Origin of the sequence: Mesorhizobium atlanticum (genome assembly GCF_003289965.1) — a bacterium.
Lineage (GTDB): Bacteria > Pseudomonadota > Alphaproteobacteria > Rhizobiales > Rhizobiaceae > Mesorhizobium > Mesorhizobium atlanticum.
In genome coordinates this window covers 649,118-668,145 of the sequence record NZ_QMBQ01000004.1, presented here as the reverse complement: position 1 = coordinate 668,145, position 19,028 = coordinate 649,118, and the positions used below count along the sequence as shown (strand labels likewise).

Genomic DNA, 19,028 nt, shown 5'->3' with positions numbered 1-19,028 from the left:
TCGGATCTCGAAAAAATCTGGCTTGGCCAGTTTTTAGGGCAAGATCCGTCTCGGGTCAATTCTCAGACAAATCGGATGTCCGTCGCAGGAACAACGCCGACAGCGGACTGTCGGGCCGCGCGAGCTGACGCTCGGCGGCCAGCGCCCGTGCAAGCGCCGTGTCGCCGGCGCGCAGGGCGGCCTCGAGCAGCGTCAGGTCGATCACGTCGCGTTGCGCGTGACTGCCGCCGAAACGGTGCGCGATCGAGCGGATCGGCCGAATCAGCCGCACGGCCTCGTCGTAGCGGCCCTCGCCGAAGGCCTTGATGGCAAGCGTCAGCGGGTGTCCGACATCGCGTGTGAAGGCGGCGTTGTCGTCATTCCCGCGCATGGCTTCGCGCTGCGCCTCGAGCAGCGTCTTCGCCGGCGCTTCCAGCCCGGCGCCGACAAAGGCCATCATCGCATGGGCGTCGTTGAAGGCGTAATTGCCGGCGGCGGCTTTCGGGATCCAGTTGGCGGCGAGGGCCGCCCAGCGGTCACCGACATCGACGCCGCCAAGATGGAGGCGCCACAGGATCGCCGAGGCATCGACCATGTTGAGGGCCAATGTCGAGCGTGTTCCATAGATCGGCCCATCATAGAGCCGGAGCACCTCGCCGATTTCGCCAAGGTCGTAGTGGAACAGCGCCAGGTGCCACCAATTATGGATCTGGAGAAAACTCTCCTTCGACCAGGCCTCCGGGTTGGCGCGCATCCAGGCGATGCCATCCTTTTGCCGGCTCTGCATCTCCATGACATGCGCCACCGCGTGCTGCGCCCAGCCGTCCCGCGGTTCGATCTCGATGGCTTGCCGGCCGAAGGATTCGGCGCGGGCATAGTCGCCCATTTCCTCCAGCCCGAAGGCCTGCATGCCAAGAATGGCGTGGTATCCCGGCATGTCTTTCCGCCAGGCCGGCAACGCCCTGCCGATGCGGTCGCGCAGCATGCGCGCATTGCCGGTGAAGAAATCGATCTGGTGCCCGACCTGCAGCGCCAGCGCATCGCGCGGATTGTCGATCGCGATATCCTCCAGCATGCGCGCGGCTTCATGCCATCGCCCTTCGGCGAGATGGCCGAGCGCGGCCACATGCGCCTGTTCGCGAACCGTGGCGGCAAGCGGCAGCGCCGCTTTATGACTTGATCGGGCGACCGCCATCGCGTCCCGCTCGGTGGCGAGGCCGAACAGGTAGCCTTTGAACACATGCGCCATGACGAAGGCCGGTTCGTCGGCAATGGCGCGGTCGATGGAGCCGACCGGATCGCCGATGAAGCATTGCAGCTCATGCACGGCGCGGGCGTAGGATGAAAACCCGGCTCCGGTCGCGCCCGAGTAAGTCAGGCCGAATGCGTCCTTCAGCGCCATAGGGTGTCCTTCGACGATCGCGAATTTGCTGTTTGGAGCCCGATCCTAAAGCATCGCTATCCAAGCCGCCAACCCGTGGTCGATAGTGCCTCCGGCCAGCCGGGCTGTGCGCCGCCTCAATTCCCCGACCGCATCGCCACCGTAGCGATACCGGCGCCGACCAGCAGCGTGCCGCCGGTGCGGTTGAAGATGCGGATCGCCTTCGGGTTGCGCACGATCGCGCGCGCCCTGGATGCGACCAGCGCATAGCCGAGGGCGTTGGCGAAGGCCAAGGTCAGGAAGGTCGTCTCGAAGATCAGCATCTGGGTCCAGAAGTCGGTGTGCCGGTCGAGGAACTGCGGCAGGAAGGCGACGAAGAAGGTAATGCTCTTCGGGTTCAGCGCCGTCACCAGCCAGGCATGCGCCATCATCCTTGCCGCCGACACCGCGTCGGTGCGCGGCTCCGCCTTCAGCGCGCCGCCGGCGCGAAACAGTTTTATGCCGAGATAGATCAGATAGCCGGCGCCAATCACCTTGAGCACGGTGAACACCGTGGCCGAAGCAGCGAGCAGCGCGCCGATGCCGAGCATCGACAGCGTCATCGCGGTAAAGTCGCCCAGCGCGACGCCCACCGCCATCGGCAGCGCGGTGCGCCAGCCCTGGCCCAGCGCATAGGAGACGACCAGCAGGATCGTCGGGCCCGGTATGACGAGAAGGATGGAAGAGGCGGCGGCGAAGGCGGCCCAGCTTTCGAAGGACATTTCCCTGCTCCTTGAGCGCAAAGAAAAGGATAAATCCTGGGGTCGGAGGGAATGTAAAGGGGCCGTTGGAAAAATCTTCGGCGCGCCTGTGCCCGGGCTCGCCGGCCGCCGCAACGATCCGTTAGGGTTAAGCCGGATCAACGGCCTTTCACCCTTTTTCAACCATGACTGGCGAAAATGCCCCCTCATCCGGCCGGACCCTGCTTCCCGCCGGCAGCGTAGGGTTTGGTGTATGCGCGAGTTGCCGCAAAGTCTGACGCCGCCTTCCAACGGCGCCTCAATCGATACCGAAATTCAGCTTTCACGCCGCGCCGTGCTTTCGGGCGCCGGCGCCACGGCGCTGTTGGGCCTCGCCGGCTGCAGCACCACCGACACGCTCGACCTGCCGCAAATGCAGCTCGACAACACCGTCACCGGTTCCGTGCCGCCCATGCGCCCGGCGATCAGCGTCGACAAGAACATCACCGGTCCCGACGTCATGTACGCTTCGCTCACCGATGGCGGTTTCGAGGTGCCGGCGGTGCCGTGGCAGAAGGTGAAGCCGCAGTTCCGCCGCCAGATCGTCGTCGACAAGACAGGCGAGGCGCCCGGAACCATCGTCGTCCACCTGCAGGAACGCATGCTCTATCTGGTGCAGCCGGGCGGCGACGCCATCCGCTATGGCGTCGGCATCGGCAAGGACGGCTTCCGCTGGTCGGGCCGCGCCAACATCCAGTATGGCCGCGAATGGCCGGTCTGGACGCCGCCGCCGGAAATGATCCAGCGCAAGCCGGAACTGGTGAAATGGCAGGGCGGACAGCCCGGCGGCCTCACCAATCCGCTCGGCGCCCGCGCGCTCTACATCTACCAGAACGGCAGGGACACCGGCTACCGCATCCACGGCTCGCCCGAATGGTGGAGCATCGGCCAGGCGATGTCGTCGGGCTGCGTGCGCTTGATCAACCAGGACATTATCGACCTCTACAGCCGCGTTTCCAAGAAGAACCCGGTCGTCGTGGTCTGATCGGGTCTGTCGGCCCACTCTTCCGTTGCGCGACGCCGCAGGACAGGCGAAGGTGCCCTGAAAACCTTCGCTTTGGGAGAGAACGAGCATGGCTGGAACCTTCGTCATCGCGCAGGGCGGCGGCCCTACCGCCGTCATCAACCAGACGGTCGTCGGCGCCACGCTGGAAATCCGCAAGCGTCACCCCGGCGCCAGGGTGCTGGGCTCGATCCATGGCGTGCGCGGCATCCGCGACGGCAACTATGTCGATCTCTCCGCCATCCCCGAGGACCGGCTGCGGCTGATCGCCGGCACGCCGAGCGCCGCCCTCGGCTCGACCCGCGACAAGCCGGACGCCGCCTATTGCGAGGTCATTCTCAACGGCCTGAAAAAGGCCGGCGCCGATGCCTTCATCTATATCGGCGGCAACGACACCTCGGGCACGCAGCAGATCCTGACCGATGCCGCCGGCGGCTCGATCGCCTTCGTGCATGCGCCCAAGACCATCGACAACGATCTCGAGGAGAACGACCACACGCCTGGCTTCATCTCGGCGGCCGAATTCGTCGCCGGCGCCTTCCTCTCGGTCGATCTCGATTTCCGCGCTTTGCCTGGCATCTATGTCGGCATCGTCATGGGCCGGCACGCCGGCTTCCTCACCGCCGCCGCGGCCGCCTGGCAGCTCGATCCCGACAGCGGCCCGCATCTGGTCTATGTGCCGGAACGCGCCTTCTCGGCGAAGCGCTTCATCGATGAGGTGCGCGAAAGGCTGGATCGCCATAAGCGCTGCATCGTCGCCGTCTCGGAAGGCGTCAGCACCGCCGACGGCAAGGCGCTGGTCGAAAGCCTGGTGCCGCCGGAGAAGCTTGAGCGCGACCAGCACGGCAACGTCAAATTGTCGGGCAGCGACCTGCCCGCGGCGCTGGAACGGGCTCTGGCCGAAGGCCTGCCGGGCAAGCGGGCGCGGGTCGATGCGCTGGGCTACATGCCGCGCGGCTATGTCGGCGCGATCAGCGCCGTCGACGCCAAGGAAGCCTTCGACGCCGGCGCCTTCGCGGTCGCCGTCGCCGGAGAAGGCGGCGGCTCGGTCGCGCTGCAATATGACGGGTCGAAGACGGTGCTGAAGAAAGTGCCGCTGAAGGCGGTGGCCGGCAAGACCCGCCATATGCCCGACGATTTCATGCAGCCGGACGTCAACCAGCTTTCGGAAGCAGGCATGATCTATTTGAAGCGGCTGGTGCCGGAAAAATACAAGGTCGGGAAGCCGTTCGTCTGATGGCCGGCGGCTCGATGCCCGAGCTCGAGGTTGGCGACTGGTTCGGCAAGGCGAAAATCGATGCCGCCACGACGATGCTGACCGAGCCCTTCGTGCATGATTTCGTGCGCGCTAACATCTGGCATTTGAAGGGCCGCGATGCGGACCTTCTGGTCGACACCGGCATGGGCATTCGTCCGCTGGCGCCCGAGATCGACACGCCGGCCGGCAAGCCCCTCATCGTCGTCGCCACCCACATCCATCTCGACCATGTCGGCTCGCTGCACGAATTCCCGCTGCGCATGGGGCCTAAGATGAGCGCGACTGAGTTCGACGGTATGGATGATGCCGTCACCTACGCCTATATGTTCCACAATCTCGACGGCGCCGTCTCGAAACTGCCGGCGCCCGGCTGGAAGGCGGCTGACTACCGGATACCGTCCGCGCCGCTGACCCGCGCGCTCGATGAGGGCGATGTCGTAGATCTCGGCGACCGGAAATTCCGTGTGCTGCATCTGCCCGGCCATTCGCCGGACTCCATCGCGCTCTTCGACGAAGCCGATGGCCTCCTCTTTGCCGGCGACGCCATCTATGACGGCATGCTGATCGACGACCTGCCGGATTCCGACCGCACGGCCTATTGCCGCACCATGCGGCGCCTGCTCGACCTGCCGATCCGCATCGGCCTTGGCGGTCACGGCCCGATCTTCGATGCCGCCCGCATGCGCGCAATGGCCTCGTCCTACCTGCGCCGGCGCGAGCGGTTCGTAAGCGGTCTCTGAATTAAATCTTCGTAAGGTCATCCAAAGGCCCTGATTCGGGCCGTTCCACGTCCTAAATCTTGATTGTCGATCCGGCCGGCTGCCATGTGCGGCGAGGCAGGCATTCCCGGTCGCCGACACGTTGACGGGCGCTCCTCCAGAAGCGCCTGCGGCGCTGGATCAACCTCTCGCCCGGACAGAAACGACCATGTCACCATCAAGCATTCTTCGCAGACATCGCGTCGCCGCCCTGTTGGGCGCCGCGCTGATCATTTCGCCCGTCGTCGTCTCCTTTGCCGAAAGCAATGCCGGCCTCAGCACCGTGGCCGCGACGACGCAGACGCCTGCCGCCGGCACCACGGCTCCGAACGGCTCTTTCGCGCCGGTCATCGCTGTCACCAAGCCGGCTGTCGTCACCATCACCTCGATCATGAAGGCGCAGCCACAGGCGGGTGATGACGGTTCGCCCCTCGGCGGCAATGTGCCATTCGACCAGTTTTTCCAGCAGTTCTTCGGTGACCAGGGCATGCCGATGCCGCGGACGCCGCCGCAGCAGCAGGGGCGGCGCGCCGAGGCGCTCGGCTCCGGCTTCATCGTCGGCGCGGACGGCACCATCGTCACCAACAATCACGTCATCGACGGCGCAAGCTCGATCAAGGTGACGCTCGACGATGGTACCGAGCTTCCCGCCAAGCTGGTCGGCCACGACGCGAAGCATGACCTGGCTGTACTGAAGATCAAGGCGGACAAGCCGTTGCCCACGGTCAAGTGGGGCGATTCCAGCAAGCTGATGACCGGCGACCAGGTGCTGGCGATCGGAAATCCATTCGGCATCGGCACGACGGTAACCGCCGGCATCGTCTCGGCACGTGGGCGCGACCTGCATAGCGGGCCGTTCGACGATTTCATCCAGATAGACGCACCGATCAACCACGGCAATTCCGGCGGCCCGCTGGTCGACGTCAACGGCAATGTCATCGGCATCAACACCGCCATCTATTCGCCCAATGGCGGCAGCGTCGGCGTCGGCTTCGCTATCCCGTCGGATCAGGCTCAGAAGGTTGTGGCCAAGCTGATGAAGGGCGGCGACATCGAATACGGCTATCTCGGCGTGCAGATCCAGCCGGTCACGCCGGACGTCGCCGGCGCCATCGGCCTCGACCATCCCGGCGGCGCGCTGGTTTCCCAAGTCACCGACGGGTCGCCGGCGGCCAAGGCAGGCATTGAAACCGGCGATGTCATCACCGGCTTCGGCGGCCAGGAGATCAAGGATCCCAAGGATCTGTCGCGCGCCGTAGCCGACGTGTCGCCCGGCGCCAAGGAAACCGTCAACATCTGGCGCAAGGGCAAGGCGATACAGATCTCCGCCGATGTCGGCCGCAACGCCGAAGATCAGAAGATGGCGTCGAATGGCAATGAAGGCCGCAGCCCGCCGGCCGAACAAGGCTTGCGCGTTCCCTCGCTCGGCCTCGGGCTGACCGACCTCACGCCCGATATCCGCGACCAGCTCAACCTTGCCGGCAACCAGCACGGCGCGGTGGTCGAGCGGGTCAATCCGGACAAGGCGGCTTCGGCGGCCGGCATCCAGCCGGGCGATGTCATCGTCGGTGTCGACCAGACGCCGGTAAGGACGGCCAAGCAGGCGAACCAGGCGATCGCCGAGGCGGCCAAGTCGGCCAAGAAGTCGGTGCTGTTGCTTGTCGATCGCGGCGACGCGCAGATATTCGTCGCCGTGCCCTTCGCCGCCGGCTGATAAGCGCTACGACAGGGCCTGCCGGCATCTCCGGCGGGCCCCTCAAGATTTCTGTTGCCCCCCGAGGCGTATTCGAGAACACTCCCTGCGGTCGATCAATCCGGCACGAGGGATGTCTCGATGGTCACGCGCGGCTTCTTTTCCGGACGGCGTCCTCCTTCGGACACCGACGCGCGCATTCCGCCCGGTCAGTATCTGGAGCAGGGGTTTCCCGTGCTCTCAGCCGGGCCGACGCCGCGCGTGCGCACCGAGGATTGGTCCTTCACCCTCAAGCACGGGCCAAAGCCGATCAAGAAATGGAACTGGGCCGAGTTCAACGCCTTGCCGCAAAGCAAGATGACACGTGACATCCATTGCGTGACGGCCTGGACCAAGTTCAACACGCCATGGCAGGGCGTTATGATCGACGACATCTTCGCCGACGCCGGCATCGAGCCCCCGACCGCCTACACGCTGGCGCTGTCCTTCGACGGCTATTCCACCAATGTACCGACCAAGGATCTCGTCACCGGCAAGGCGATGGTGGCGCTGCTCTACGAGGGCAAGCCGATCACGCCCGATCATGGCGGGCCGGCGCGGCTATTGGTGCCGCATCTCTATTTCTGGAAATCGGCCAAATGGGTGAACGGGCTGCAGTTCACCGAGCGCGACGAACCGGGCTTCTGGGAACTGCGCGGCTATCACATGTATGGCGACCCCTGGCGCGAGCAGCGCTATTCCAGTGACCCGTGAGGGGCGATCGGTGAGCAGCAATCGATGAGTGCCGAGCCGTCGCAATCGCCCTGGCAGGCAGCCACGATCACTCGCATCGAAAAACGCACGCCGCGCGTCACCAGCTTCTGGTTCCAGCCGTTGCGGCCCTTCACCCATCTGGCGGGACAGCATGTGGATGTCAGGCTGACGGCGCCGGACGGCTATCAGGCGCGCCGCTCCTATTCCATCGCCTCGGCGCCGGAAGCAGGCGGCGGTATCGAGCTGGCGATCGAGCGGCTCGACGACGGCGAGGTCTCGCCCTTCTTCCACGACGTGGCCGCCGTCGGTGACGAGATCGAGCTGCGCGGACCGCTGGGCGGCCATTTCATCTGGGAGGAGAGCGACGGCGGGCCGATCGTTCTGGTCGGCGGCGGCTCCGGTGTCGTGCCGCTGATGGCGATGGTGCGCCATCGCACGCTGCGCAACAAGGCGGTGCCGGTCGCGCTGGTGTTTTCGGCGCGGATCTGGGACGAGGTCATCTTCCGCGACGAGCTGATCGGCTTGGACGACCGGCTTGACGGATTCAACCTGGTGCTGACACTGACCCGTGAGCCGGCGAGGCGCCCCTCCGACTATTCCCGGCGCGTCGACGCCCGCATGATGGCGCAAGCCGTCGAGCGCCTGCCCAAGGCGCCGAAGCTAGCCTATGTCTGCGGCTCGAACGCGTTCGTCTCGGCCGCCGCCGACGCCTTGATTGGGGCCGGCGTTCCGGCGGAAACCATCCGCACCGAGCGCTACGGGGTTTAGAAGCATGATCCCGGCGAGGATGATCCCGCAAAGGTTCCTCGCCTCGATCGACAAGCCTTCAGGCCTCGATGTCCAGCGCCGACAACGGCCTCGAACAGCAGGCCAGGATATAGCCGTCATCGATCTCGTGATCGAGAATGCCGCCATTGTGGCTCATCGAGACCTCGCCCGAGACCTTTTTCACCTTGCAGGTTCCGCAGAGACCGAACTCGCAGGCCGCCGGGATCCTGACGCCCGAAGCGCGCGCCGTCTGCAGCACGGTCTGTCCGGCGACGCATTCCGCATCGACGTTTGAAAGCGAAAAGCGGACCGGCGTCACCGCCTCGGCGGGCGGCTCGGCGCCCCCGCCGGCCGGTTCCGCGAACGGCGCCGGGACTTCTTCCACGGCCGGCGCCGCGAAGCTTTCCTGATGGTAGCGGCTCATGTCGAAGCCGGCGGCCTCCAGCATCTGTCGAACGGCGCGCATGAAGGGGTCGGGCCCGCAGCAGAAGATCTCCCGCTCGCGGAAATCGGGTGCCAGAAGCGGCAGCCGGATCGCGTCGATGCGGCCCATATGGCCGAACCAGCCCTCGCGACTCGACCGCTCCTCGATCATGAAGCCGAGCGACAGGCCGGGCATGCGGCTGCCGAGCAATTCGAGCTCCTTGCGGAAGATGATCTCTTCCGGCCGGCGCGCGCAGTTGACGAAGCCGACATCGGTCCAGGGCGCGCAGTCGTTCAGCCAGCGCAGCATCGACATCATCGGCGTGACGCCGGATCCGGCCGAAATGAACAGATATTTGGCCGCCGGATGGCTGTGCAGCGAGAAATCGCCGGCCGGCCCGTAGGCCTTCACATGGACGCCGGGCTTCAGATTGTCGAACATCCAGCGCGTGCCGACGCTGCCGGCTTGCGCTTTAACCGTTACCGCGATCGAGAAAGGCCGCGACGGCGAGGACGACAGCGTGTAGGTGCGCATCAGCGGCCCGTCGGCGGTCGGCAATTCCAGCGTTACGAACTGCCCGGGCTTGTAACGGAACCAGGTCTGATTGTCGGAGCGGAAGGTGAACGTCTTCACCTGCGGCGCCTCGTCGCTGACGCCGATCACTTCCAGCACCTGCAGCCTGTCGTTCCAGGGCGCCATCTCGTCGAGATGGCGATAGAGGCCGAGATCCGTCATCGCGTTCATCTCCTCGGCCTTCAGGCGACGCTGCGCAGCGCCGGGCGACCGCCTTCGCCAAGGCGCGGACCGATGAAGGAGGCGTACCACTCGACGAACTGGATGACGCCGCCCTCATGCAGCTCGGAATAGGGACCGGGCTCGTACGCCGGCGACAGGATACCGAGTGCGTTTTCCTCGACGATGCGGCGGTCCTGATCGTTGGTCTCGGTCCAGACATGGGTGAGTTCTGCCAGATCGTAGTCGACGCCATCCACGGCGTCCTTGTGGACCAGCCATTTCGTCGTCACCGCGGTCTCCGTGGCGCTGATCGGCAGCACACGGAAGGTGACGGCGTGATCGATGAGGATGTGATTCCATGTGGTCGGATAATGGTAATGCATCAACGTGCCGATGCGGTCGGCGGCGACGCCGGCGGACAGGTTTTTCGTCACGGCGCGCTTGCCGCTCATCGTGTAGCTGACCGCGTCGCGCAGCAGCGGCGCGCGTGTGGCGCGGTATTGCCCGGCTGGATCGATCCGGAACCGGCTTGGGAGGCCCGCCGCCTCGCATTTTGTCCAATGCGCCAGCATCTCCGGGTCGCTGTCGGCGCCATGCACGCCGGTGACGGTTGGCGCTTCGGGAAAGGTCTTGCACAGCTCGGGATGATTACCGGCGCAATGATAGCATTCGCGGTTGTTTTCCCAGACGAGCTTCCAATTGCCCTTTTCGACGATCGTCGATTCGAACGCGACCTTCGCCTCGCTCAACCGGTGCGGCAGAAGATAGGGCTCGATCATGGCGCGCATCGGCGCGAAGTCGGCAGGCTCCTTTGCCAGGCAGATGAAGATGTAGCCGCCGACGCTTTCGCAGGCGACCGGCTTCAGGCCGAACTGGCTTTTGTCGAACCCTTCCGCCATCTGGCGCGCAAACAGCAGCCGCCCGTCGAGCTCGTAAGTCCACTGATGGTAGGGACAGACCAGCTTGGCGGCGGTGCCCTTGTCGGTGTTGCACACGCGGCTGCCGCGATGCCGGCAGGAGTTGTGGAAAGCGTTGATCCTTCCCTTCTGGTCGCGGACCAGCACCACCGGATAATCGCCGATCTGAACGGTGATGTAGCTGCCTGGTTTCGGCAGTTCGCAATCATGGCCGATGAACAACCAGTCACGATACCAGATCAGCTCCATATCGAGCTTGAAATAGTCGGGATCGGTGTAGAAGGGCTGCTCAAGCGAGTAGCCCGGCTTGCGGCTCTGCAGGAGCCTCAGCATGTCGTTGCGCGCATCCATGTCCTGTCCTCGCATCAAGGACTGAACTGGTGGTGATGGAGAAGAACGACCGCCACCGGCAGGGCCGGGCACGCGCCGTCCGCCTCTTGACCGCCCACCGCGATCAGTCGAGTTCAAAATGTCTCTGGCTGGTTTCCGGGCTTTGGAGTAGCCCTCGCGGGCGGTCGCAACACCTTCCCAGGCCCATGGCCCAGTGGTCTCCCGTTGCGACTTCACTCCACCACCGTTGCGGGGGCAGCGCCGGATTTCGACCGGCTTCCCAATTCTCCGCCTCGTCGCGACGAGGCGGCACCTGAGATAGGCTGATCTAACCACGACAGCCGCTTTCCCATCGGCATGAAAACGACATCCCATCCATGCGGCGCGACAACGGGCACCGTATTCACGGTGCTGATTCCTGTCCTTTTCGCCATGCCCTCCGGCTTCCGGGCGCTCCCGGAACGAAGTTCGGAAGGGTGATTGATGGTTAATAGTATCAAAAAGTGACTATTAGCAGATTCTAAAATCGAACCGAACGGTTCGTTTCTGTTGACGGTGCGTGCAGAACGGTGTGAACGTTGGCGCTCCGACACACTCGGTGAGCCAACTGTCTGACTCACATAAGATATTGATTAAATTCAATAAAAGTATGGTCATAGGCATGCTTATGAAAACTTCAAGATGCGGATTCGTGGTCCAGACGGAAAAACTTCGTGATTGGAATCCGGCGATCGACTTACCCAAATCAGCGCTGTCCGAACGACGCGATTTCATTCCCAAGACACGCCGCTAGACGGACGGAATAAAGATACTGGAGTAGCAAAAATGAAAAAGATTGTTCTCACTGCCGCAGCCCTTCTGGCGATTTCCGGCAGCGCCTTTGCCGGTAGCGACAATTATGGTTCGCAGGCTGCCAATCCGCCGGCCGCCACGGTCGACTCTTCTCACACGGCCTCGGTCCGCAAGTCCGAACCGGCTGAACAGAAGCCTGTCACCACGGGCGCCGACCACAACCTTTTCGGTAACAACTAACAGCCGACTTCGAACGGCGGCGGATTTGTCCGTCGCCTCGGTCGGATCAGGAAATTCAGGAGCACGAAAATGAAAAAGATCGTTCTTACCACCGTTGCCCTTTTGGCCGTCTCCGGCAGCGCCTTTGCCGGTAGCGACAACTACAACCACAGCGGCGCCAACCAGCCGGCCGTCGCGGTCGACTCGTCCTACACGGCGTCTGTGAACAAGCCGAACCCGGCTGCCGCGCAGAAGCCTGTCACCACGGGCGCCGACCACAACCTTTTCGGTAACAACTAACAGCCGACTTCGAACCGGCGACGGGCCTGCCCGTCGTCTCGATCGGACCAGGAAATTCAGGAGTACCTAAGATGAAAAAGATCGTCCTTGCCACCGCCGCTCTCATGGCCGTTTCCACGGCTGCTTTTGCCGGTAGCGACAACTACAACCACAGCGGCGTCAACCAGCCGGCTCCCGCCGTGGACACGACCCGCACCTCGTCGATCGGCACCGACTCGCCGGTCTACAAGCTGCTGAACTCGGGCGACGCGCAGAAATCGGCGCCGCAGGGCAGCGACCGCGACCACTTCGGCAACCGTTAACTGCAGACCGTGATCTAAGACAGCAGCGGCGGGCCAAGGCCCGCCGCTTTTTCTTTGCTGCGGCGGCTATGCCCGCTCAGGCCGCCTTCGCTTCTTCGCGGTGCAGCGTGAAGGAATGGCCGTCGGCGTCGAAGATATGCAGATCGCCGGCGCTGGCGTTGAGCCGCAATGTCTCGCCGCGCTTGACCTCGACATTGCCCGGCAGCTTGGCGACCAGCGGCAGGTCTGCGCGACCGATATCGATATAGACGAGCTGAACCTCGCCAAGCTGCTCGATATAGTCGACCTTGCCCTCGAAGAGATAATCGGAACCGGTGGCGATCACGAGATCCTCCGGCCGCACGCCGAAGCTGACCGCCGCGCCATTCGCCGAGGCAGGCGTCGCGATCGGCACCGTCGCCTTGCGGTCGCCGACATGGCTGACCACGGTCGGATTGCCGGCCTTCTCGATCTTTGCCGGCAATATGTTCATGGCAGGCGAGCCGATGAACTGGGCGACGAACAGATTGCCGGGGCGCTTGTAGAGCTCCATCGGCGTGCCGACCTGCTCGACCCGGCCTTCCTTCAGCACCACGATGCGGTCCGCCAGCGTCATCGCCTCGACCTGGTCGTGGGTGACGTAGATCATCGTCGTGTTCGGCATCGATTCCTTCAACTTGGCGATTTCAATTCGGGTGGCAACGCGAAGCGCTGCATCAAGGTTCGATAGCGGCTCGTCGAACAGGAACACCTTCGGGTTGCGCACGATGGCGCGGCCGATCGCGACGCGCTGGCGCTGGCCGCCCGACATCGCCTTGGGCAGGCGGTCGAGATATTTGGTGAGCTGCAGGATTTCCGCCGCCTGCCGCACCCGCTTGTCGATCTCGGCCTTGCTTTCCTTGCCGATCTTCATCGAGAAGGCCATGTTGTCGTAGACAGTCATGTGCGGATAAAGCGCATAGGACTGGAACACCATGGCGATGCCCCGCTTCGACGGCGGCACGTCGTTCACCACCTCGCCATCGATCTTCAATTCGCCCCCGGTGATCTCCTCGAGCCCTGCGATCGACCGCAGCAAGGTAGATTTGCCGCAGCCCGATGGCCCGACGAAGACGATGAACTCGCCCGATTTGATGTCGAGGTCGATGCCATGGAGAATGTTAAGGTTGCCGTATGACTTCTTCACCTGGTTCAGCGTGACATCGGCCATGTTTGTCTCCTCCCGTTGATTGCTGTCTTAGAAGTTCAGTCGATACGCCCGAACCAGGCGCCGTAACCGCCGAGGCGGACCGGTCCGCTGCCAGTCTGTCCCGAAAAGCCATGCCCCGGCAAGGCTTGCAGCGCGCCTGGGCCGACATTGATCTCGGCGGGTTTGCTGCCGAGGTTGAAGGCGCAGACGATCCGCTCGTTACCCTCGCGGCGCGTGAAGGCGACGGTATCGCCGTCGCTTGCGATGAAGTCGATCTCGCCCTTGGCCAACGCCGGGTGCTGGCGACGGAAGGCAAGGAAGCGGCGGTAATGCTCGAGCAGCGAGTTGGCGTCGCCCTGCTGCACGTTGACGGCCTGCGACAGGTGCTTGCCCGGCACCGGCAGCCAGGGTTTCGCGGCCGAGAACCCGCCATTCTTGGCGGCCGCTTCCCACACCATCGGCGTGCGGCAGCCGTCGCGGCCCTTGAATTCCGGCCAGAAGCGGATGCCGTAGGGGTCCTGCAGGTCCTCGAATTTCAGCTCGGCCTCGCCGAGGCCGAGCTCCTCGCCCTGATAAATGCAGACCGAGCCGCGCAGCGACATCAGAAGCGCCGAGATCACCTTCAGATAGGCGGTCGGGTCGGCTTCGTTGGCTGCCCAGCGCGAGGCGACCCGCATCACGTCGTGGTTGGAGAAAGCCCAGCACGACCAGCCGTCGCTGGCGACCCGGCCGAAGGCCTCCAGCACCGCGCGCACTTTCGCGGCGCTGATCTTCTCCGGCGCCAGGAAGTCGAAGGAATAACACATATGCACGCGCTTGCCGTCGGCGGTGTAGGCGGCGACCACTTCGAGGCCGCGCTGGGAGTCGCCGACCTCGCCGACCGCCGCCTGCGCCGGATATTCGTCGAGAAGCGCGCGAAAACGCTCGAGGAAGCCGAGATTCTCCGGGCGGCTCTTGTCGTAGATATGGTCCTGATAGTTGTAGGGGTTGACCGCCGGCGCCGTCTGATCATTGCGCTGTTCCGGCGGCAGCGGCGGGTTGTCCTCCAGCCCCTGGCTATGGAAATAGAAATTGATGGTGTCGAGTCGGAAGCCGTCGACGCCGCGCTCCAGCCAGAAGCGTGTGATGTCGAGCAGCGCGTCCTGGACTTCCCGGTTGTGGAAGTTGAGGTCCGGCTGCTCGGCCAGGAAATTGTGCATGTAATATTGCTGGCGGCTGGTGTCCCACTGCCAGGCCGAGCCCCCGAAGATCGACAGCCAGTTGTTGGGTGGCGTTCCGTCCGGCTTGGCGTCCGCCCACACATACCAGTCGGCTTTCGGATTGTTGCGGCTGGAACGGCTTTCCTTGAACCAGGGGTGGATGTCGGCGGTATGCGACAGCACCTCGTCGATCATCACCTTGAGGCCCAGCCGGTGCGCCTCCGCCACCAGCGCGTCGAAATCGGCCAGCGTGCCGAACATCGGATCGACGTCGCAATAATCCGAGACGTCATAGCCGAAATCCTTCATCGGCGATTTGAAGAAGGGCGAGATCCAGATGGCGTCGACGCCGAGCGAAGCGATGTAGGGCAGGCGCTGAACGATGCCTCTCAGGTCGCCGATGCCGTCGCCGTTGGAGTCCTGGTAGGAGCGCGGATAGATCTGGTAGATCACCGCGCCCCGCCACCAGTCGCGGTCGGTGGCAGGATCTGGTCTCGAAGTCGCCTTCAAAGCCGATTGCATGTCTTCAACCTCCTTTCACCGAGCCGGCAAGCAGCCCGCGGACGAAATAGCGCTGCAGCGAGAAGAACACGATCAGCGGCACGATGATGGTGATGAATGCCGAAGTCGTGAGGATCTCCCAATTGCCGCCGCGTGAGCCGAGCAGCGCATTGAGCTTGGCCGTCAGCACGATCTGATCGGGCGCCGTGCCGAGGAAAACCATCGCCACCAGGAGATCGTTCCACACCCACAGGAACTGAAAGATGGCGAAGGAGGCAAGCACCGGGAACGACAGCGGCAGCACGATCTTGACGAAGATCTCGAAATCGCTGGCGCCGTCGATGCGCGCCGATTCCATGATCTCGCGCGGCAGGCCGGCGATGTAGCTCCTGAGCAGGTAGATGGCGAAGGGCAGGCCGAAGCCCGTATGCGCCAGCCAGATGCCGAGATAGGTCTTGGATGGCACGCCGAAGAAGGTGCCGACGCCGTTGTAGAGCTTGAGCAGCGGAATCAGCGACATCTGCAACGGCACGACCAGCAGGCCGATGATGACGGCGATCAGAAGCGCACGGCCCGGAAAGCGCATCCAGGCAAGCGCATAGGCCGCGAAGGCTGCGATCAGGATCGGGATCACCGTCGAGGGGATGGTCACCGTCAGCGAGTTCATGAACGAGCGGCCGATGCCTTCGGAAAACAGCACCGCATCGTAGTTCTCGGTGGTGAATTTCGGCGGCGCCGAGGAGGCGTAATAGACGCGCTGACCGCGGTCGCCTTCGAATGGCTTCGGCGAGGCGAGCGTGAAGCTGCCATCCGCATTCACCTGCAAGGTGACGCCGTCGCCGAGATCGGCCGCCGTGCCGGCCTTGTACTGCGTCGGTGCCGCCGCCTTGGTGCCGAAGGCGCTGATGGCGCGCTTGGCGCCGTCGCCGAAGACATTGCCCTCGATGACATATTTGCCGTCCTTCTGGGTCTGCGCCGAGGCGGCCGGCAGTCGTCCGGCCTCGGTCTGGCTGGAGCTGGCGAAGGAATTCCACCAGCCCGACGCGATGATCTGGTCCTTGTCGCGCAGCGACGAGACGAGAATGCCGAGTGTCGGGATGGTCCAGATGATGACGAAGACCAGCACGGCGATATGAACGCCGAAGCGGCTGGCGAAGGACTTTCCGGTGGACGCGGCCATCTCAATGCCCTCCCGTCTCTTTGTTGGCCTGGCGGATGTTCCAGACCATGATCGGAATGACCGCGATCATGATGATGATGGCGATGGTCGCGCCGCGGCCGAAATCGCCGCCGCCGCGGAACATCCAGTCGAACATCAGATTGGCCAGCACCTGGCTGTTCCATTGGCCGTTGGTCATGGTCAGCACGATGTCGAACACTTTCAGCACCAGGATGGTGATGGTGGTCCACACCACCGCGATGGTGCCCCAGATTTGCGGCACCATGATCTTCCAGAAGATCTGGAACGGATTGGCGCCGTCGATGACTGCCGCTTCCAGCGTCTCTTCCGGAATGCCGCGCAGCGCCGACGACAAGATGACCATCGCAAAACCTGTCTGGATCCAGATCAGGATCACCATTAGGAAGAAATTGTTCCAGAACGGCAGCGAGATCCACACCTGCGGCTGGCCGCCGAAATACTGGATGATGGCGTTGAGCAGGCCGATCTGCACCTGGCCCTCGCCCCGGTACTCGTAGATGAATTTCCAGATCACGCTGGCGCCGACGAAGGAGATGGCGAGCGGCAGGAAGATCAGGCTCTTGGCGATCGTGCCCCACCAGATCTTGTCGGTGAGCACGGCGATGATCAGCCCGAGGAAGGTGCAGGCCGCCGGCACCACCGCCAGCCACAGGATGTTGTTGAGGATCGAGTTGCGGAAATCGTGGTCGCCGAACGCCCATTCGTAATTGGCGAGGCCGACGAAATTCTCGCCGCCGCGATCGAGGAAGGAGAGCCGCAGCGTCTCGACCACCGGATAGATCAGATAGATGGTGAGGATGATCATCGCCGGGCCGACGAACAGCCAGGGCCGCACCAGGCCCTGCCGGCGCAGATTGTCGACGGCTGCGGTGCCTGACACCCCGCGCGACGGGAAAACGAGATCGAGCAGTTTGTTGGCGCCCCAGAAATAGGCGACACAACCGCCGACGCCGATGATGATGACGAATATGGCCGAGAAAATCTGAGCCGCCATGGGTCCCTCTCCCTGCGCATGACCGGCCAGGCACCGCTGGCGGACGCATGCGCCGACTTATGAGTTTTCGGAACAATCGAGACGCGAAGGCCTCCGGCGCGGACCGCCGGTCGGATCCGGGCCGTAGCCCGGATCCAGGTGGAGGATGAGGAAAATATCAGGCCGCGCGCGGCGGCCTGTTTGCCGGATGGCTACTTGATGGCATCCCAGCTTTTCTGGATGTCGGCGGCGACGTCCTGCGCGGACTTGCCGCCGACCAGGTCGATCATGCCGGTCCAGAACGAGCCCGCGCCGACCTTGCCGGGCATCAGATCGGAGCCGTCGAACCGCACCGTGGTGGCTCCAACGAGGATCTCGCCCTGCTTCTTCAGCGCGTCGCTGCCATAGGCGTCTTTGTTGGCGGCCTTGAACGGGGTGACGAAGCTCTTCTGCGCCATCCATAATTCATGCGCGAGCGGCATCTGCAGGAACTTGATGAACTCGCGCGAGGCCTTGGAGTCCTTGGTGATCATCACCAGCGTTCCGGCCACTTCCAGCGGCGTGCCCAGCTCCGGCTTGGAGGCGTAAGGCGGATAGGGGAAGAAGTCCGCATCCTGGCCGAGCTTCACGTTTTCCGGGAAGAAGGACGGGATGAACGACGCCTGATGGTGCATGTAGCATTTGGGCGGCACGGTGAAGAGGCCCTTCGGACTGTCGCGGAAGTCGGTCGCCGCGACCGCCTTGGCGCCGCCATCCACCATCTTGTCGTCGGTTGCTATCTTGCCGAAGATGTCGATGGCGTTGACGACGGCCGGGTCGGTGAACGGAATCTCGTTCTTCGTCCACTTGTCGTAGACCTCCGGCGGTTGGGTCCGGAGCATGATGTCCTCGACCCAGTCGGTCGCCGGCCAGCCGGTAGCGCCGCCCGAGCCAAGCCCGATGCACCATGGCTTGCCGCCGTCGGCAACGATCTTCTTCTCGAGGTCGGCCAGTTCTTCCTGGGTCTTCGGCACCTTGTAGCCGGCCTCCTGGAAATTATCCGGCGAGTACCAGACCAGACCCTTCACGTCGATCTTGTAGGGGAAGGCATAGAAGCCGGGCTTGCCGTCCTTGCCCGTATAGGTGCCGAGCTTGGCCCAGGAGTCGCCGGCGGCGTAGTTTTCCTTGATCCAGGCGGCGACGTCGTCGCCCAGCGGAGTCAGCACGCCCTTGGAAGCGAGATCCTGGATCAGGCCAGGCTGCGGCAGGACGGCGATATTGGGCGGGCTGCCGGCCTGGGTGTCGATGACGATCTGCTGCTCATAGTTCTCGGACGAGGAATATTTCACCTCGGCGCCGGTCGCTTCCTGGAAATAGTCGAGGACCGAACGTACAAGCGTCTCATCCTCGCCGCGCCACGGACCGAAGATGGTCAGCGTTTCGCCCTTGAGGTCGACCTTCTTGAGGTCGTCGTAATTCGCCCAATGAAATTTCGAATCCTCGCCCGGCTTGAACTTCAGTTCGGCATGTGCCGGCAGGCCAAGGGTGAGCGCAGCGAACGCAGCACCCAAGAGAAGCATTTTCTTCATCGCAGTCCTCCCAGTGTTGAGACAGGT

The 19,028-nt window shown here is 63.7% G+C and carries 18 protein-coding genes and 1 riboswitch; of the genes, 9 read left to right on the top strand and 9 right to left on the bottom strand.

Translation table 11 applies throughout. The annotated features are described in order from the left end of the window. Positions 1 to 55: 55 nt before the first annotated feature. Positions 56 to 1,381 carry a tetratricopeptide repeat protein gene (locus DPM35_RS16835; RefSeq protein WP_112128367.1) on the bottom strand — a complete coding sequence of 442 codons (1,326 nt, stop codon included), beginning with the start codon at positions 1,379 to 1,381 and terminating at the stop codon, positions 56 to 58. A 116-nt stretch (positions 1,382 to 1,497) separates the two neighbouring features. Then, a complete protein-coding gene (locus tag DPM35_RS16830; protein ID WP_112128366.1) occupies positions 1,498 to 2,121 on the bottom strand; it encodes a LysE family translocator in 624 nt (207 codons plus the stop codon). A 232-nt stretch (positions 2,122 to 2,353) separates the two neighbouring features. Here DPM35_RS16830 and DPM35_RS16825 point away from each other — a divergent pair, with 232 nt between their 5' ends. From DPM35_RS16825 to DPM35_RS16800, 6 genes are all read left to right on the top strand, one after another. Further along, on the top strand, positions 2,354 to 3,124 hold the full coding sequence (locus DPM35_RS16825) for a L,D-transpeptidase (RefSeq protein ID WP_112128365.1): 771 nt from the start codon (positions 2,354 to 2,356) through the stop codon (positions 3,122 to 3,124). Between the two features lie 88 nt (positions 3,125 to 3,212). After that, on the top strand, positions 3,213 to 4,379 hold the full coding sequence (locus DPM35_RS16820) for a diphosphate--fructose-6-phosphate 1-phosphotransferase (RefSeq protein WP_112128364.1): 1,167 nt from the start codon (positions 3,213 to 3,215) through the stop codon (positions 4,377 to 4,379). Beyond that, entirely contained in the window at positions 4,379 to 5,140 is a 762-nt protein-coding gene (locus DPM35_RS16815) for an MBL fold metallo-hydrolase (protein WP_245431558.1), read from the top strand. Before DPM35_RS16820 ends, DPM35_RS16815 begins: the two co-directional genes overlap by 1 nt. Before the next feature lie 187 nt (positions 5,141 to 5,327). Further along, the gene (locus DPM35_RS16810) at positions 5,328 to 6,872 is read left to right on the top strand and encodes a DegQ family serine endoprotease (protein ID WP_112128363.1); all 1,545 of its coding nucleotides are present in this window, start codon (positions 5,328 to 5,330) and stop codon (positions 6,870 to 6,872) included. 120 nt (positions 6,873 to 6,992) lie between these two features. After that, the gene (locus tag DPM35_RS16805; RefSeq protein WP_112128362.1) at positions 6,993 to 7,604 is read left to right on the top strand and encodes a molybdopterin-dependent oxidoreductase; all 612 of its coding nucleotides are present in this window, start codon (positions 6,993 to 6,995) and stop codon (positions 7,602 to 7,604) included. Positions 7,605 to 7,628: 24 nt separating this feature from the next. After that, the gene (locus DPM35_RS16800; RefSeq protein WP_112128361.1) at positions 7,629 to 8,372 is read left to right on the top strand and encodes a ferredoxin reductase; all 744 of its coding nucleotides are present in this window, start codon (positions 7,629 to 7,631) and stop codon (positions 8,370 to 8,372) included. A gap of 58 nt (positions 8,373 to 8,430) precedes the next feature. On the opposite strand, the gene DPM35_RS16795 is transcribed toward DPM35_RS16800, so the two are convergent. Beyond that, the gene (locus DPM35_RS16795) at positions 8,431 to 9,531 is read right to left on the bottom strand and encodes an FAD-binding oxidoreductase (RefSeq protein ID WP_112128360.1); all 1,101 of its coding nucleotides are present in this window, start codon (positions 9,529 to 9,531) and stop codon (positions 8,431 to 8,433) included. Positions 9,532 to 9,551: 20 nt separating this feature from the next. Beyond that, positions 9,552 to 10,799, bottom strand: a complete 1,248-nt coding sequence (locus tag DPM35_RS16790) for an aromatic ring-hydroxylating oxygenase subunit alpha (RefSeq protein ID WP_112128359.1) — start codon at positions 10,797 to 10,799, stop codon at positions 9,552 to 9,554. 109 nt (positions 10,800 to 10,908) lie between these two features. Further along, a riboswitch (cobalamin riboswitch) is annotated at positions 10,909 to 11,110 on the bottom strand. Positions 11,111 to 11,603: 493 nt separating this feature from the next. On the opposite strand from DPM35_RS16790, the gene DPM35_RS16785 reads away from it, so the two are divergent. The 3 genes from DPM35_RS16785 to DPM35_RS16775 all read left to right on the top strand — a co-directional run bounded on the left by DPM35_RS16785 (position 11,604) and on the right by DPM35_RS16775 (position 12,391). Beyond that, positions 11,604 to 11,810: a DUF680 domain-containing protein gene (locus DPM35_RS16785; RefSeq protein WP_112128358.1), complete on the top strand. Its 207-nt coding sequence runs from the start codon at positions 11,604 to 11,606 to the stop codon at positions 11,808 to 11,810. Between the two features lie 69 nt (positions 11,811 to 11,879). Beyond that, the gene (locus DPM35_RS16780; RefSeq protein WP_112128357.1) at positions 11,880 to 12,089 is read left to right on the top strand and encodes a DUF680 domain-containing protein; all 210 of its coding nucleotides are present in this window, start codon (positions 11,880 to 11,882) and stop codon (positions 12,087 to 12,089) included. 71 nt (positions 12,090 to 12,160) lie between these two features. Next, positions 12,161 to 12,391 carry a DUF680 domain-containing protein gene (locus tag DPM35_RS16775; RefSeq protein ID WP_112128356.1) on the top strand — a complete coding sequence of 77 codons (231 nt, stop codon included), beginning with the start codon at positions 12,161 to 12,163 and terminating at the stop codon, positions 12,389 to 12,391. Positions 12,392 to 12,467: 76 nt separating this feature from the next. Here DPM35_RS16775 and DPM35_RS16770 read toward each other — a convergent pair whose 3' ends face one another. The 5 genes from DPM35_RS16770 to DPM35_RS16750 form a co-directional block, all read right to left on the bottom strand. Continuing rightward, the gene (locus DPM35_RS16770; RefSeq protein ID WP_112128355.1) at positions 12,468 to 13,580 is read right to left on the bottom strand and encodes an ABC transporter ATP-binding protein; all 1,113 of its coding nucleotides are present in this window, start codon (positions 13,578 to 13,580) and stop codon (positions 12,468 to 12,470) included. 35 nt (positions 13,581 to 13,615) lie between these two features. Next, positions 13,616 to 15,280 carry a beta-galactosidase BglA gene (gene bglA / locus DPM35_RS16765; protein ID WP_112128354.1) on the bottom strand — a complete coding sequence of 555 codons (1,665 nt, stop codon included), beginning with the start codon at positions 15,278 to 15,280 and terminating at the stop codon, positions 13,616 to 13,618. A gap of 4 nt (positions 15,281 to 15,284) precedes the next feature. Continuing rightward, positions 15,285 to 16,439 (bottom strand): carbohydrate ABC transporter permease, encoded by a 1,155-nt coding sequence (locus tag DPM35_RS16760; protein WP_112128353.1) that lies wholly within the window; start codon positions 16,437 to 16,439, stop codon positions 15,285 to 15,287. 1 nt (position 16,440) lies between these two features. Beyond that, positions 16,441 to 17,454 carry a carbohydrate ABC transporter permease gene (locus DPM35_RS16755; protein WP_112128352.1) on the bottom strand — a complete coding sequence of 338 codons (1,014 nt, stop codon included), beginning with the start codon at positions 17,452 to 17,454 and terminating at the stop codon, positions 16,441 to 16,443. A 191-nt stretch (positions 17,455 to 17,645) separates the two neighbouring features. Then, a complete protein-coding gene (locus DPM35_RS16750) occupies positions 17,646 to 19,001 on the bottom strand; it encodes an ABC transporter substrate-binding protein (protein WP_112128351.1) in 1,356 nt (451 codons plus the stop codon). Positions 19,002 to 19,028 lie beyond the last annotated feature (27 nt).